The following is a 13,601-nucleotide window of genomic DNA, read 5'->3' as shown; positions in this document are numbered from 1 at the left end:
AGAAACCGTGTGGCGCCGCACATTGACTCTCTTCTCCCCCTTATTCAAAACCGTCCTCAACACCCATAAACAAGAGGACGACGCCAATGCCTGACGCGCTGATCATTGATGCCTGCCGCACGCCGCGGGGCATCGGCAAGGCCGGCAAGGGAGCCCTGTCGGGCATTCATCCGCAGCAGCTCGGGGCGACCGTGCTGCGCGCACTCGCCGACCGCACCGGCATCGATACCGCCGATGTCGACGACATCGTCTGGGGCTGCAGCGCGCAGGTGGCAACGCAAAGCGGCGATCTCGGCCGCATGTCGGCGCTCGATGCCGGCTACGACGTGCGTGCCAGCGCGGTGACGCTCGACCGCTTCTGCGGGAGCGGCATCACCAGCGTCAACATGGCGGCGAGCTCGATCATGGCAGGTGCCGAGGATCTCGTCATCGCCGGCGGCTGCGAGATGATGTCGATGGAGGGACGCCGCGGCGGCGGTCCGATGATGATGGATAGCGGCAATCTGCGCCTGCGGGCACGGCATCCGCAGTCGCATCAGGGCGTCTGCGCCGATGCGATCGCGACGCTGGAGGGCATCACCCGAAGCGACGTCGACGCGCTCGGGCTGGAGAGCCAGAAGCGCGCCGCGCACGCGATCGCGAACGGCCACTTCAAGAAGAGCCTCGTGCCTGTTCACCGCGAGGACGGCAGTCTGGCGCTGGATCATGAAGAATACCCGCGGCCACAGACCACCATGGAAGGCCTCAGCAGCCTGAAGCCCGCGTTTCCGGCCATCGCGGATTACGCGCTCGACGACAAGGGTACGACCTATCGCGGCCTGATCCTGCAAAAGTACCCTGATCTCGAAATCGACTTCGTGCATCACGCCGGCAACTCCTCCGGCGTCGTCGACGGCGCTGCCGCGATCCTGCTGGCCTCGCCCGCTTATGCCAAGGCGCATGGCCTTAAGGCCCGGGCCCGCGTGGTCGCGATGGCCAACATGGGGGATTCGCCGACCCTCATGCTGAACGCACCGGTGCCGGCAACGCGCAAGGTGCTGGCCAAGGCGGGCCTCACGATCGATGACATCGACCTGTTCGAGATCAACGAGGCCTTCGCCGTGGTGGCGGAAAAATATATCCGCGACCTCAAGCTCGACCGGGCCAAGGTCAACGTCAACGGCGGCTCGATCGCGCTCGGCCATCCCATCGGCGCCACCGGCTCGATCCTGATCGGCACCGTGCTCGACGAGCTCGAACGGCGCGACCTCAAGCGCGGTCTCGTCACCATGTGCGCCGCCGGCGGCATGGCGCCGGCCATCATCATCGAGCGCGTCTAGCCAATCGCCCACTCACTTTCTCCCCATTTTTACGGGGAGGAAGAGCGGCGACCAGCGATCCGATCCTTCTTTTTCAGGGTGAAACACGCGCCTCCTTTCACAAAGAGGCCGGTCGTCGCTTGTCGAAGGCGGCGAATCAGTTCTAGCAAGATGTCGTGCGGGCCTTTGAAACAAGGCAAAAGCCGCTGCCCGAGGCTTCCTCCGCTCCGGAAGTAGCTAAAAAGCAGGGTTTTTTGTCACAGCAGGCCAGAAAAGCCCGTAATTTCGCGACAAAACTGTGCAGAAGGCTATAGGCCTTCAACGGTTGGTCTAATATGCAACCGGCAACGAATCAGAGGAGACACGATGCCGACCCAGATGTCCAAATCGCAATTGATCGAAAAGATTGCGACCGCCACCGAGCTTTCCAAGCGTGACGTCAAGAACGTCATGGAGACGCTGACCGACGTCGGCCACAAGGAGCTCAAGAAGAACGGCCTGTTCCTGGTGCCGGGCTTCGCCAAGTTCGTGGTCATCAAGAAGCCCGCGACCAAGGCGCGCAAGGGCACCAACCCGTTCACGGGTGAAGAGATGATGTTCAAGGCCAAGCCGGCCCGGAAGATCGTCCGCGCCCGCCCGGTCAAGGCCGCCAAGGACGCCGTGGGCTAACAACGCAAAGGCCCCCTCGAACGAGGGGGCCTTTTGTCTGGGGCAGCCGCGAGGGTTCGAGACGGAGGGCTCAACCCTTGCGGCGCTTCACTCGGACCCGGACCGGCTGAAGCTGCGGCTCGGGTCCTGCGAGCCCATCGCGAATCCGGTCGATCGCGCGATCGAGCAATTGGCGCAGCCGCTGCGTCTTCCGCGACCGCTTCGCTCTTTCCAGCAGTTTCTTCATCGCCTTCACTCCGCCGCTTCCTTGGCTTCAGCCGGCTCGAGCGCCGCGGCGATGGCTTCGTCGACGCGCTCCAGCCAGATGAACTCGAGGGTGTCCCGCGCGCTCTTCGGGATGTCGTCATAGTCCCGCTTGTTGCGCGCCGGCAGCATCACCCGCTTCAGGCCGGCAGCAGCCGCAGCCACCACCTTCTCCTTGATGCCGCCGACCGGCAGTACCAGGCCGCGCAGCGAGATCTCGCCGGTCATCGCGGTGTCGCTCCTCACCGTGCGGTTGGTGAGCAGGGAGGTCAGCGCCGTGAACATCGCAACGCCCGCGCTCGGCCCGTCCTTCGGGGTTGCGCCCGCCGGGACGTGAACGTGGATGTCGCTCTTCTCGAAGGCTTGCGGATCGATGCCGAACTGAGAGGCCCGGCTCTTCACCAGCGTGAGCGCAGCCTGCACGCTTTCGCGCATGACGTCGCCGAGCTGGCCGGTCAGGATCAGCCCGCCCTTGCCGGGCACGCGCGTGGCTTCGATGAACAGGATGTCACCGCCGACCGGCGTCCAGGCGAGGCCGGTGGCAACGCCCGGAACGCTGGTGCGCAGCGCGATCTCGCCCTCGAAGCGCGGCTGGCCGAGCACGGTGGCGATGTTCTTCGCCGTCACCACGACCTTCGCGGCCGTGCCTTCGGCGACCTGCACCGCGGCATGGCGGAGCACCTTGCCGATCTCGCGCTCGAGGTTACGCACGCCGGCCTCGCGGGTGTAGCCCTTGACGATCAGCTTCAAGGCTTCCGGCTCGATCTCGGCCTGCTCGGCCGAGAGGCCGTTGGCCTCCAGCTGCCGCCGCACCAGATAGCGCCGCGCGATCTCCAGCTTCTCGTCCTCGGTGTAGCCGGCGAGGCTGATCAGCTCCATGCGGTCCAGCAGCGGACCCGGGATCTGGTCGAGCATGTTCGCGGTCGCGATGAACACGACGCGCGACAGGTCGAAGGGCACGCCGAGGTAATTGTCCCGGAACGTCCCGTTCTGCTCGGGGTCGAGCACCTCCAGCATGGCCGCCGACGGATCGCCCTGCACGCCGCGGCCCATCTTGTCGATCTCGTCCAGCATCATGACGCAGTTCCGCGCACCCGCCTTCTTGATGCCCTGGATGATGTTGCCGGGCAGCGCGCCGATATAGGTGCGGCGGTGACCGCGGATCTCGGCCTCGTCATGCGCGCCGCCGAGGCTGACGCGCACGAAGGGGCGGTCCATCGCGCGCGCGATGGATTGGCCCAGCGAGGTCTTGCCGACGCCGGGCGGGCCGACGAAGCACAGGATCGGCGCCTTGCCCTGCGGGGCGAGCTTGCGCACCGCCAGATATTCGATGATCCGGCTCTTGATCTTTTCCAGGCCGAAATGGTCGGCATCCAGGATGGCTCGCGCCTCCTTGATGTCGATCGGCTTCTCCGCGGGCAGCGCCCAGGGCAGCTCGATCAGCCAGTCCAGATAGGTGCGGACCATGCCGGCCTCGCCGGCAGCCTCCGGCATGCGCTCGTAGCGGCGCAGCTCCTTCTTGGCATGCGCTTCCGCCTCCGGCGGCATGTTGGCCTTGGCGATCGCAGCCGTCAGTTCGGTGACCTCGGCCTGCTTGCCGTCGCCTTCGCCGAGCTGGCGCTGGATCGTCGCCATCTGCTCGCGCAGGATCGCCTCGCGCTGCCGCTCGTCGAAGGAGGCCTTGGTCTTCTGGCCGATTTCGTTGGAGATGCGCAGCACCTCCAGCCGCTCGGCCAGGTGCTTCGACACCTTCTCCACGCGAAGAGCGAGGTCGATGGTCTCCAGCACCTCCTGCTTGTCCTGCGGCTTGATGTCCATGAACGAGGTCGCCAGATCCGCCAGCGCGCCGGGCGCGCTGGTGCCCTGGAACATCGCGGCGAGCTCGGGCGGCGCCTGCGGCAGCAGCTCGATCGCCTCGATGGCCTGGCGCTGCAGGTTCAGCGCGCGGGCCTCGATCTCGGGCGAGGTCGTGGCCGGCTCGGGGATCTGCTGGAAGCGCGCGGCCGGGAACGGCGTCCCCGGCAGGAAGTCGAGGATGCGCGCGCGCTGCACGCCCTGGCAGACGATGTGGTGGGTGCCATCGGGCGCGGTGATGTAGCGCACGATGTTGGCGATGGTCGCGACCCGATAGAGGTCGTCCGGCCCGGGGTCATTGGTCTCGGGGCTGCGCTGCAGGACGATGCCAATCGGCCGCTGCTCGCGCAGCGCCTGCTGCGCGGCGGCAATGGACTTCGCCCGGCCGATCGTGATCGGCGCGATCGCGCCGGGAAACAGCACCATCTCGCGCACGGGGACGATGATCAGCGCATCGTCGGGGATCTTCACGTCGTTATTGCTTTGTTCGTTGTTCATCTGTTCGGTGGCCATGATCGACCTCAGGATTTCGCGAGGCGCAGTGCGACGCAGCCGTCCATCACGAAGCGGCTGATGGCGTAGCGGCCGAGCGGAAGCGCAATGCGCCGCTCGAAGCGGCCTTGCGGCAGCTCGAGCCGATGGATGCGGGCGTTGCGAAGCTCCGGCGGGAGGGTGCGCTGACCCGAGATGACGAGCACGCCGTCATGGATGACGGTCTCGACATTGTCCGGATTGACGCCGGGCAGCGCGACCAGGATCAGGAGCTCACGCTCGGTTTCCAGCACGTCGATCGGCGGCTCCCAGCAGGCTTCCTGGCGGCCGAACTGCTGGCGCAGCCGATCGGCACGGGTCAGCGAGTCCAGGGCTTCGGACAGCATCCAGTCGAGGGGATTTTTGGGTTGCATGATGCGGGCTCTGGGGTGGGAAAGCCTGCATATGGGGCAAGTTCCCAGGAAATCCAGTACGGAAATCCAGTGCAGTGGCGCTGATGTGCCATGCGCCGCCGTGCGATCAAGGCAAGCGAACGCCGCGGCATGCGGCCGCGACGTTCCGTTCATTGGCAGGCCGCGGGCTCAGGCCGCCGCGCGGTACTCTTGTTCCGCTTCGAGGTTGATCACGGAGGTGGCGAGCTCGGTCAGCGTCTGATCGGTCGCCTCTTCCTCGTCCAACGTCTCCTGGAGCAGCCTTGCGGCGTCCTGCATGCCGAGCTCTTCGGCCCAGGTGCGCAACGTGCCGTAGCGGGAGATCTCGTAGTGCTCGACCGCCTGCGCTGCCGCGAGCAGTCCGGCATCGAGCGCCGGCGCGCCCTTGAACTCCTTCATGATCTCGGCGCCCTCGTCGGCAATGCCGTTGATGGCCTCGCAGGGCTTGCCGCGTGCCGGCTTGCCCAGCATCTTGAAGATCTGGTCGAGCCGTTTGACCTGGCCCTGGGTCTCACGCAAATGCTTGTTGAAGGCGGCCGTAAGCTCCTTGGAATTCGCGGCCTTGGCCATCTTGGGCAGGGTCTTGATGATCTTGTTCTCGGCGAAATAGATGTCCTTCAGCGTCTCCAGAAACAGGTCGCTGAGCATCTTCGGCGCCTGACGCGGCCGGCGCGCCGCGGTCTTCTTGGTCGTGCGTTTCTTCGCTCGTTTAGCCATACGTCCTCCTCATGAGGCGACACGGGAAGGCCTCGCCTTCCTCAATCCTCGGGCGATCAAAGCCGTCGGAGAACGAAAGTTCCAAACTGCAACCTTGCTCAGGTCGGGCGCTTGTAGGGGTCTTCCTGACGCTGGCGCTCTTCCGTCGCGCGGTCGAGGCGTGCGCGCTCGCTGCGGCGCAGATGGCCGGCCTTCATCACCCCGTAAACGAGGGCCCCGCCGAGCACGAACGCGCCGATGAACCAGAGCCAAAGCATCTGGGCCGAGGCGTGGCCCAGGAGCATGCTAACTCCGCTGTCGCTCATGATTGGTCTCCACCATTGTCCATTGTGGTCACGCCTAGCTAAGTCGGCGGCCGAAACCTCGTTCCATGCGGCCGCGGCGTCAGACCAGGCCGGTCAGCGGTTGCCGCACGGCGGGCGCCTCGCCTTCGGCTCGCCGCCCCGGGCGGCGAAGTCTCCGGCTTCGGTGGAAGTCCGCAGCCATTTCGTCACGTCGCTGATTGCTTCCCGCGGCGAGCGGCCGAACGTGCGCAAGCCGCGAAAATACGAAGCGCCCAACGGCTGCAGGCAACGGGATCGGGCGGATCAATTCTGGAACGGGGCTCGTGCAATTGCTTCGGCTGCTTCTGTTCGCGTATCGATGCACAGTGAGACGGCAATCGTCGGGAATGGTTGCTTTGCGATTGCACCGTTCGATCTCATTGCCTCCGCACCAGCCTTAACTTTTGTTATGGCTCTCGCGCGTCCTCGGCATGCTGCTCGCCGCCTATTCCGTGCAGTTCGTCATCAACGGGGGCGCGGCGGTCCGGATCGGCCTGCCCTGGTAGCTGCGACAATCTGTTAACCTGTCGCTATCCCGTTCGGCCGGAGTGTCACGGGATCCGGGACGCTTTCGCTTGCACTGTCATGTTGCTTTGACGTAACTCGGTCCAACAAGCCCTCGACAGGAAATCGACATGTCGATGACAGCGGACGAGCTCGGCAAGAGACAGGCCATTATCGACGCCTGCCGGCGCATGAACGCGCTCGGCATCAACCAGGGCACATCCGGCAATATCAGCGTCCGGCATGTGGACGGCCTCCTGGTCACGCCGACCAGCGTGCCCTATGAGGCCATGCGTCCGGACCAGATCGTCTTCATGGCCATGGACGGCTCGCACGCGCCCGACCAGAAGCCGTCGAGCGAATGGCGCTTTCATCGCGACATCCTGAAGTCGCGGCCCGACGTCAACGCCGTCGTGCATGCCCATCCGACCTATTGCACCATCCTGGCGATCATGGGCATGGAGATCCCGCCCGTGCATTACATGATCGCGGCGGCGGGCGGCGACAGCATCCGCTGCGCGCCCTACGCGACGTTCGGAACGGCGGAGCTGTCCGAGCACGCGGTGCGGGCGCTGGAGGGCCGGCTCGCCTGCCTGCTCGATCATCACGGCATGATCGCGATCGGCAAGACCCTGGACAAGGCGATGTGGCTGGCGGTCGAGGTCGAGACGCTGGCGCGGCAATATCACGGCTGTCTGCAGATCGGAGAACCGCCGCTGCTCCCGAGCGAGGAGATCGAGCGGGTCCGTCAACGCATGGCCGGCTACGGCCTGTCGGAAGGGTAGGGCGGACCAGACGGTGTTAGTGCGGATCAAACATCTCGTCGATCGCAAGAAGACGAACCGCACCATGGTTCGGCTGCGCGCCCTGCTGCGCAGCAACGAGTTCTACCTGATCCCGCTGGCGCTCGTGATCGGCACGCTCGCGGGCGCGGTCGTGACGCTGATGGCCCACATCGCGCAGATCGCGCATGTCGTGATCTACGGCATTCCCATTGACGTCCACCTGTCGGCCCACGCAAGCGTCAGCCCATGGGCGGCACTGATCGCGCCTGCGCTCGGCGGGCTGGCGCTCGGAATCATGGAATGGTCGCGGCGGCGCATGAAGATATCGAACGCGGTCGATCCGATTGAGGCGAACGCGCTGCGGGGCGGCAATCTGTCGATGCGCGATAGCGGGGTGGTCGCAGGCCAGACCCTGATCTCGAACGGCTGCGGCGCCTCCGTCGGCCTCGAGGCGGGCTACACCCAGATCGGTTCGGGCATCGCCTCGTTGATCGGCAAATTCTTCAATCTCCGCCGCAACGATCTGCGCCTGATGGTCGGCTGCGGCGCTGCTGCCGCGATCGCGGCAGCGTTCGGCGCGCCAATCACCGGCGCCTTCTATGCTTGCGAGCTGATCGTCGGCGTCTATGCCGTAGGCAGTGCCGCGCCGATCCTCGCCGCCTCCCTCGCGGGCGCCTTGACCGCGCAATGGCTGGGCGGCGCGCCATACTCGCTGGAGATACCGAAGGTCAGCGCCGTCGGCGTCGAGCAATATCTGGCACTGATCGGGCTCGCCCTCATCACCAGCGGCGTCGGCATCGCCGTGATGCGCTCCTCGCCGATGTTCGAGCGGCTGTTCGCCTGGATGCCGGTCTGGCTGCGTCCTGTGATCGGCGGACTCATCGTCGGCGGGTTCGCCATCATCACGCCGCAGGTTCTCGCGGCCGGTCATGGCGCCATGGTGCTCGATCTCTTCCACGACATGACGATCGGCCTGATCGCGCTGATCATCGCCTTGAAGGTGACGGCCTGCCTGATCTCGCTCGCCTCTGGCTTTCGCGGCGGCCTGTTCTTCGCGTCGCTGTTCGTCGGCAGCCTGATCGGAAAGTTCTTTGCCGCGGTGCTGCTGCTCATCAGCCCGAACTTCGCGATCGATCCGCTGGTGGCGATGTTGACGGGCATGGCGACGCTCGGCGTCGCCATCGTCGGCGGCCCGCTCACGATGTCGTTCCTCGTGCTCGAGATGACACGTAACGTCGACGTCACCGCCGTGGTGCTGGCCGGCTGCATCGTGACCTCGATCTGCGTGCGCTTCATGTTCGGCCATTCCTTCTCGACCTGGCGCCTGCATCTGCGCGGCGAGACCATCCGCAGCGCCAACGACGTCGGCTGGCTGCGCAATCTCACGGTCGAGCGCCTGATGCGCTCGGACGTCGGCAAGGTGCCCTCGACCACGACGATCGCCGCCGCGCGCCGCGAGTTCGCGCTCGGCTCGCGGCCGGGAATCGTCATCGTCAACAATGCGGACGAATATATCGGCCTCGTCCTGCTGCCCGATTTGTTCTCTAGCGACCTCGACACCATCGCCGACGACATCCAGGTGATCGAGCTCGCCCGCCTGATCGACATAGTGCTGATCCCGGAAATGAACGTGAAGTCGGCGATGGCGGTGTTCGACGAAGCCGAGGCGGAGATGCTGGCGGTGGTCGATTCCACCGACAGCCGCAAGGTGGTCGGCTTCCTCACCGAGAGCTTCGCCCGCCGCCGCTATGTCGAGGAAATCGACAAGGCGACGAGAGGCGTGCTGGGGGCGCTGTCGTAGGCGAGGTTACCGGCCGGGTGGTGCTGCGACGAGCCAGGCCACGATCCGGCGGACCAGCGGCAGCAGCACGAGCAGGGTCGGGAAGGCGACGAGCCAGGACAGTCCCCAGGCGCCCGGCCAGGTCGCCAGGAACGCCGGCGTTGCCCCCAGGCTCCGCAGCGTCGAAATGACCGATACCACCGCCGTCATGAGGATGGACAGCACGAATGGCGTCACGATCGGCGCATAGCGCGCCGGCAGTTTGCGAACCACAATCATCTGGTTTCTCTAGGAAAAGGACGCGTCGATCACGTTGAACCTGGACAATGGCATCGATCCCGACGGCGTCGGTTGATGCGTTGGTTCACGTAAACGCTTACGGCGGCCGAAAACGGCGCGGCTGTTCATTAACCGCTCAGGTTGGCTGGTTCAAGCTGGGTCTGATCGTTAGGGATTTACAATCGTTCAAAGCGTGGCAGATCGCCGCGATCATGAAACCATTTCAATGGTTTGCGGATTATAGATCGTTTGCTTATGTTTCTTTGGGCGAGAACAGAGGAAATTCGAACATGAGTGTTGGACCCGTGATTTTCGCAGCCGGCCGCAAACCGATCGTGGTCGCGCTCGCAGGCCTCGCCCTGATTGCGGCTTCCGCATCCCCGTCTGCAGCGGCGTCGGCCGGGAGCCCGGCCGTCAAGGCGGCCGTTGTCGGCCAGGCTGCCTCCGACGTCACCGATTTCAGCGCACACCGGCGTCGTCATTACCATCGACGCGGGACGAATGCCGCGGGTCTCGCCTTCATGGGCATGGCCGCAGGTCTGATCGGAGGCGCGATCGCCGAGAGCCGCCGCCGCGAATATTATGAAAACCGCTATCATTATGGCTATGGCCCGCGTTACTACGGCGGCCCTGGTTACTACGGCGGTTCGGGCTACTACGGCGGCGGCAGTCCTTTCTACTACGATCCGGGCTATCGCTATTACTGAGCGGTCCAGGTCTTTCGACGGTAGACGGCGCGTCTTGAGCTGAATCCCGCCACCGGATGACACTCGCGCTCATCCGGGCGACGGGACTGAGGTGTGTCGCGGCGCTGTCAATCCGTCCGCGCGAAAATATTCCGCTTTACCGAAATTCGGAAATAGCGTATCTCTCGCGCATCCCGGCTCAGTCTCGAGGGGCGATCATGCGGTCGTCATTGTCGCGGGCCGGGCTTGCGGTGGACGCGGCAGCGTCGGCATGAGAGGTGCGGGCAGGGCGGGTAGTCCCTGTGAGCTCGCGGCCGCGTGCGGACGAACGGCGCTGCTAGGCTTCGTCTCGTTTGTAAGTTCCCGGCTCCGTCGACAGGGCTGGGAATACTGCGGCGAAATGGCGGGCCGTGCGTACGGCAAAACCGTGTGGTCCCGGCCGTCGTTGCTACGGTCAAGCCTTTCGCGGAGGTGCGAGCGAGCCCAACCGGGCGGACTGCATCATTCAAATTCGCGAGGCGAGGGAGGCCAGAACGAACTCGGCTCCCGGGAGAGCGCGGCATAAGCCGTCCGACCATCGCGCAGGGAAGGCCGTGTGTTGGGCTTCACCTGTATGCTGCTGTGCGGTCTCCTTTGCGCATCCTTTCGCGCAGCGGACCGCGGGTGCCAGCCGGCACCCGGCCTTCCCTGCGCCCTCTTGCATCTGAGGGCAGCGAGACGAAGCAAAGCTCGGGCGAAATGCGCCGCGGGGCTGATTACGCACGTCTGCGCTGGCGAAGAAGATTCCGTAGTTGCCGCCGGCGCCGCTTGGCACGGCAATTCCGCCGGTGGACTCACCTCCTGCAATCCGGTTCAATGGCAACGAGCTGTCAGGCGATTGGGCAGGTCGGGGTGGCGTGCCCAACTCATACGAGAGCCTCTCGCGCCCCTTGCGCGAAGCCCGACGGAGTGCTTTTTGCTGAAAGTTCCCCGCGGGGCGCATCGCCCCCGATCCAGAGAGATGAGATGAGCAAACTCCTTATTCGCGCTGGCGATTTCACCTTCGATGCCCGTTTCGAGGAGCAAGCGGCGCCCAAGACCGTCGCCGCCTTCCGCAAGGCGCTGCCGTTCGAAAGCCACATCATCCATGTGCGCTGGAGCGGCGAGGGCGTGTGGATGCCGCTCGGCGACCTCGACTTCGGGGTCGGCTACGAGAACCACACCAGCTATCCCGCGCCCGGTCAGATCATCCTCTATCCCGGCGGCATCAGCGAGACCGAGATCCTGCTGGCCTATGGCGGCGTGCATTTCGCGAGCAAGATGGGCCAGCTCGCCGGCAACCATTTCATCACGCTGACCTCGGGCCTGGAGAATTTGGCCACGCTGGGCAAGAGCGTGCTGTGGAAGGGCGCGCTGCCGATCCGCTTCGAGGAAGTCTGAGTGACCGAGCCCCGCTACCCGCGCGATCTCCGCGGCTACGGCCGCAACCCGCCGCATCCGCAATGGCCCGGTGACGCCCGGGTCGCGGTGCAATTCGTCGTCAATTTCGAGGAGGGCGGCGAGAACAACATCCTGCACGGCGACCGCGCCTCGGAAGCCTTCCTGTCCGATGTGCTCGGCGCGCAGCCCTGGCCGGGCCAGCGCCACGCCAACATCGAATCCATGTTCGAATATGGCTCGCGCGCCGGCTTCTGGCGGCTGTGGCGGATGTTCAACGAGCGGAGCTGGCCGACCACGGTATTCGGCGTCGCCACTGCCCTCAAGCGCAATCCGGAAATCGTCGCTGCCATGAAGGAGGCGGGCTGGGATATCGCCAGCCACAGCCTGAAATGGATCGAGCACAAGGACATGACCGAGGCGCAGGAGCGCGCCGAGATCGCCGAGTCCATCCGTGTGCATACCGAGGCGACGGGCTCGCGGCCGCTCGGCTGGTACACCGGGCGCTCCTCGATCAACACCAACCGTCTGTTGATGGAGGAGGGCGGCTTTCTCTATCTCTGCGACTCCTATGCCGACGATCTGCCCTATTGGGTCAAGGGCACAAGCGGCAAGCAGCTCATCATTCCCTATACGCTCGATGCCAACGACATGCGCTTCATCAACCCGCAAGGGTTTGCCGAGGGCGAGCAGTTCTACACCTATCTGAAGGACGCCTTCGACGTGCTCTACGCGGAGGGTGAGACCGCGCCGAAGATGATGTCGGTCGGCCTGCATTGCCGCCTCGCCGGCCGGCCCGGTCGCGCGGCAGGCTTGATCCGCTTCCTCGACTATATCGGCAAGCACGAGCGCGTCTGGGTGCCGACGCGGCTGCAGATCGCGCAGCACTGGCACGAGAAGCACGCCCATCTTGCCGCCGACGCATTTGAGATCGGGTGAGATGATGTCGCAGATTTCGCTCACCGATCTCAACGCTGCAAGCGCGGCCGACTTCATCGCGGCGCTCGCCAACGTCGTCGAATATTCGCCCTGGATTGCCGAGCAGCTCGCGGCAAAGCGGCCGTTCGCCGGCATCAACGAGCTGCACGCCGCCCTGATGGCGGCGATCCAGAGCGCCGAGCCTGACGTGCAGCTGGCGCTGATCCGAGCGCATCCCGATCTCGCCAACAAGACCCAGCGCGCCGCCGGCCTCACGACGGAATCGACCGACGAGCAGAACAGCGCCGGCCTCGACCGGCTGTCGGATGCCGAATATTCCGCGTTCGAGCGGGCCAACAATGCCTACCGCGACAAGTTCGGCTTTCCCTATATCGTCTGCGTGCGCCGTCACACCAAGGATTCCGTGCTGCGCGACTTCGAGGCGCGGCTGCTCAACATCGCCAAGACCGAGATAAGGCGTGCGATCGAGGAGATCGGCCGCATCTCGGCACTGCGGCTCGACCAACTGGTCGTCGCCGACGACAGGCTGAAGGTGCATGGCCGGCTCTCCACCCATGTGCTGGACAACCAGATCGGCAAGCCCGCACCTAGCATCCCGATCGAGCTTGTGGAGCTCGCGAGCCTCGGCGAGAGCCGTGTCATCGCGCGCACCGTGACCAATGCCGACGGCCGCACCGACCAGCCGCTGATCGGCGGCCGTCCGTTGCCGATCGGCCGCTACGAGCTGCGCTTCAGCGTCGCCAAATATTACGCCGCGCGCAATGTGCCGCTGTCCGATCCGCCGTTCCTCGACGAGATCCCGCTGCGCTTTGCGATCAGCGAGCCGGAAAGCCATTACCACGTGCCGCTGCTGGTCACGCCCTGGAGTTACTCGACCTATCGCGGCAGCTAGAGCATGATCCGGAAAAGTGCGTAGCGGTTTTCCGACAAGATCATGCTCAAACAATAACCTAAAGCGCGATGACGATTCATCCTAGCACTACTTTGGCAGATTGTTGATTTTGTCGCGTTTTATAGGATTCCCGAATCGATTTTTCAATGATTCATGGGTGGTCGGCTCTTGGAGGGCTGACCATGCCGGGATGGGAAGACGAACTCGAACGCTGGCTGATGCCGTTCTTGGACCGGCTGGGTCATAAGACCCGACAGCGGATGTGTCCTCTGTATGTTGCGGGACTGATCGGT

General features: G+C 64.8%; 14 protein-coding genes and 2 pseudogenes. 10 read left to right on the top strand and 6 right to left on the bottom strand.

Going from position 1 to position 13,601, the window contains the following annotated elements:
- Positions 1-86 precede the first annotated feature (86 nt).
- Positions 87-1,319, top strand: coding sequence for an acetyl-CoA C-acetyltransferase (locus tag P0R31_RS18275; RefSeq protein ID WP_275515312.1), 1,233 nt, complete (start codon positions 87-89; stop codon positions 1,317-1,319).
- A 345-nt stretch (positions 1,320-1,664) separates the two neighbouring features.
- Positions 1,665-1,967, top strand: coding sequence for an HU family DNA-binding protein (locus tag P0R31_RS18270; protein ID WP_018320691.1), 303 nt, complete (start codon positions 1,665-1,667; stop codon positions 1,965-1,967).
- 70 nt (positions 1,968-2,037) lie between these two features.
- Here the strand turns inward: P0R31_RS18270 and P0R31_RS18265 are convergent, their stop codons facing one another.
- The 5 genes from P0R31_RS18265 to P0R31_RS18245 form a co-directional block, all read right to left on the bottom strand.
- Complete coding sequence (locus tag P0R31_RS18265; protein ID WP_275515592.1) at positions 2,038-2,202, bottom strand: hypothetical protein; 165 nt, start codon at positions 2,200-2,202, stop codon at positions 2,038-2,040.
- Entirely contained in the window at positions 2,199-4,577 is a 2,379-nt protein-coding gene (lon, locus tag P0R31_RS18260) for an endopeptidase La (protein ID WP_275515311.1), read from the bottom strand. The genes P0R31_RS18265 and lon overlap by 4 nt, the downstream gene beginning before the upstream one ends.
- A gap of 8 nt (positions 4,578-4,585) precedes the next feature.
- A complete protein-coding gene (locus P0R31_RS18255; RefSeq protein WP_024342525.1) occupies positions 4,586-4,969 on the bottom strand; it encodes an Hsp20/alpha crystallin family protein in 384 nt (127 codons plus the stop codon).
- A gap of 168 nt (positions 4,970-5,137) precedes the next feature.
- Positions 5,138-5,704 (bottom strand): ferritin-like domain-containing protein, encoded by a 567-nt coding sequence (locus tag P0R31_RS18250; RefSeq protein WP_036042072.1) that lies wholly within the window; start codon positions 5,702-5,704, stop codon positions 5,138-5,140.
- Between the two features lie 98 nt (positions 5,705-5,802).
- The gene (locus tag P0R31_RS18245) at positions 5,803-6,009 is read right to left on the bottom strand and encodes a hypothetical protein (RefSeq protein ID WP_197949780.1); all 207 of its coding nucleotides are present in this window, start codon (positions 6,007-6,009) and stop codon (positions 5,803-5,805) included.
- Positions 6,010-6,440: 431 nt separating this feature from the next.
- On the opposite strand from P0R31_RS18245, the pseudogene P0R31_RS40870 reads away from it, so the two are divergent.
- The 3 genes and pseudogenes from P0R31_RS40870 to P0R31_RS18235 all read left to right on the top strand — a co-directional run.
- A pseudogene (locus P0R31_RS40870) lies at positions 6,441-6,533 on the top strand (MarC family protein); the annotation flags it as partial.
- 129 nt (positions 6,534-6,662) lie between these two features.
- A complete protein-coding gene (locus P0R31_RS18240) occupies positions 6,663-7,316 on the top strand; it encodes an L-fuculose-phosphate aldolase (RefSeq protein ID WP_275515310.1) in 654 nt (217 codons plus the stop codon).
- 13 nt (positions 7,317-7,329) lie between these two features.
- Positions 7,330-9,117 carry a chloride channel protein gene (locus P0R31_RS18235; protein ID WP_128263305.1) on the top strand — a complete coding sequence of 596 codons (1,788 nt, stop codon included), beginning with the start codon at positions 7,330-7,332 and terminating at the stop codon, positions 9,115-9,117.
- A 6-nt stretch (positions 9,118-9,123) separates the two neighbouring features.
- Here P0R31_RS18235 and P0R31_RS18230 read toward each other — a convergent pair whose 3' ends face one another.
- Complete coding sequence (locus P0R31_RS18230; protein ID WP_275515309.1) at positions 9,124-9,375, bottom strand: DUF2798 domain-containing protein; 252 nt, start codon at positions 9,373-9,375, stop codon at positions 9,124-9,126.
- Between the two features lie 47 nt (positions 9,376-9,422).
- On the opposite strand from P0R31_RS18230, the gene P0R31_RS41090 reads away from it, so the two are divergent.
- The 5 genes and pseudogenes from P0R31_RS41090 to P0R31_RS18205 all read left to right on the top strand — a co-directional run.
- Positions 9,423-10,082: a hypothetical protein gene (locus P0R31_RS41090; RefSeq protein WP_430516838.1), complete on the top strand. Its 660-nt coding sequence runs from the start codon at positions 9,423-9,425 to the stop codon at positions 10,080-10,082.
- A gap of 984 nt (positions 10,083-11,066) precedes the next feature.
- Entirely contained in the window at positions 11,067-11,480 is a 414-nt protein-coding gene (locus P0R31_RS18220; protein WP_275515308.1) for a DUF3830 family protein, read from the top strand.
- A complete protein-coding gene (puuE, locus tag P0R31_RS18215) occupies positions 11,481-12,416 on the top strand; it encodes an allantoinase PuuE (protein WP_275515307.1) in 936 nt (311 codons plus the stop codon). It begins immediately after the preceding gene.
- Between the two features lie 4 nt (positions 12,417-12,420).
- Positions 12,421-13,308, top strand: a complete 888-nt coding sequence (gene uraD / locus P0R31_RS18210) for a 2-oxo-4-hydroxy-4-carboxy-5-ureidoimidazoline decarboxylase (protein WP_275515558.1) — start codon at positions 12,421-12,423, stop codon at positions 13,306-13,308.
- Between the two features lie 146 nt (positions 13,309-13,454).
- A pseudogene (locus P0R31_RS18205) lies at positions 13,455-13,601 on the top strand (IS701 family transposase); the annotation flags it as partial.

This window comes from Bradyrhizobium yuanmingense, from assembly GCF_029167105.1.
In the GTDB taxonomy this organism is placed as follows: Bacteria; Pseudomonadota; Alphaproteobacteria; order Rhizobiales; family Xanthobacteraceae; genus Bradyrhizobium; species Bradyrhizobium yuanmingense_A.
The sequence above is the reverse complement of the archived record's forward strand: the minus strand, read 5'-3'. Positions and strand labels throughout refer to the sequence as shown.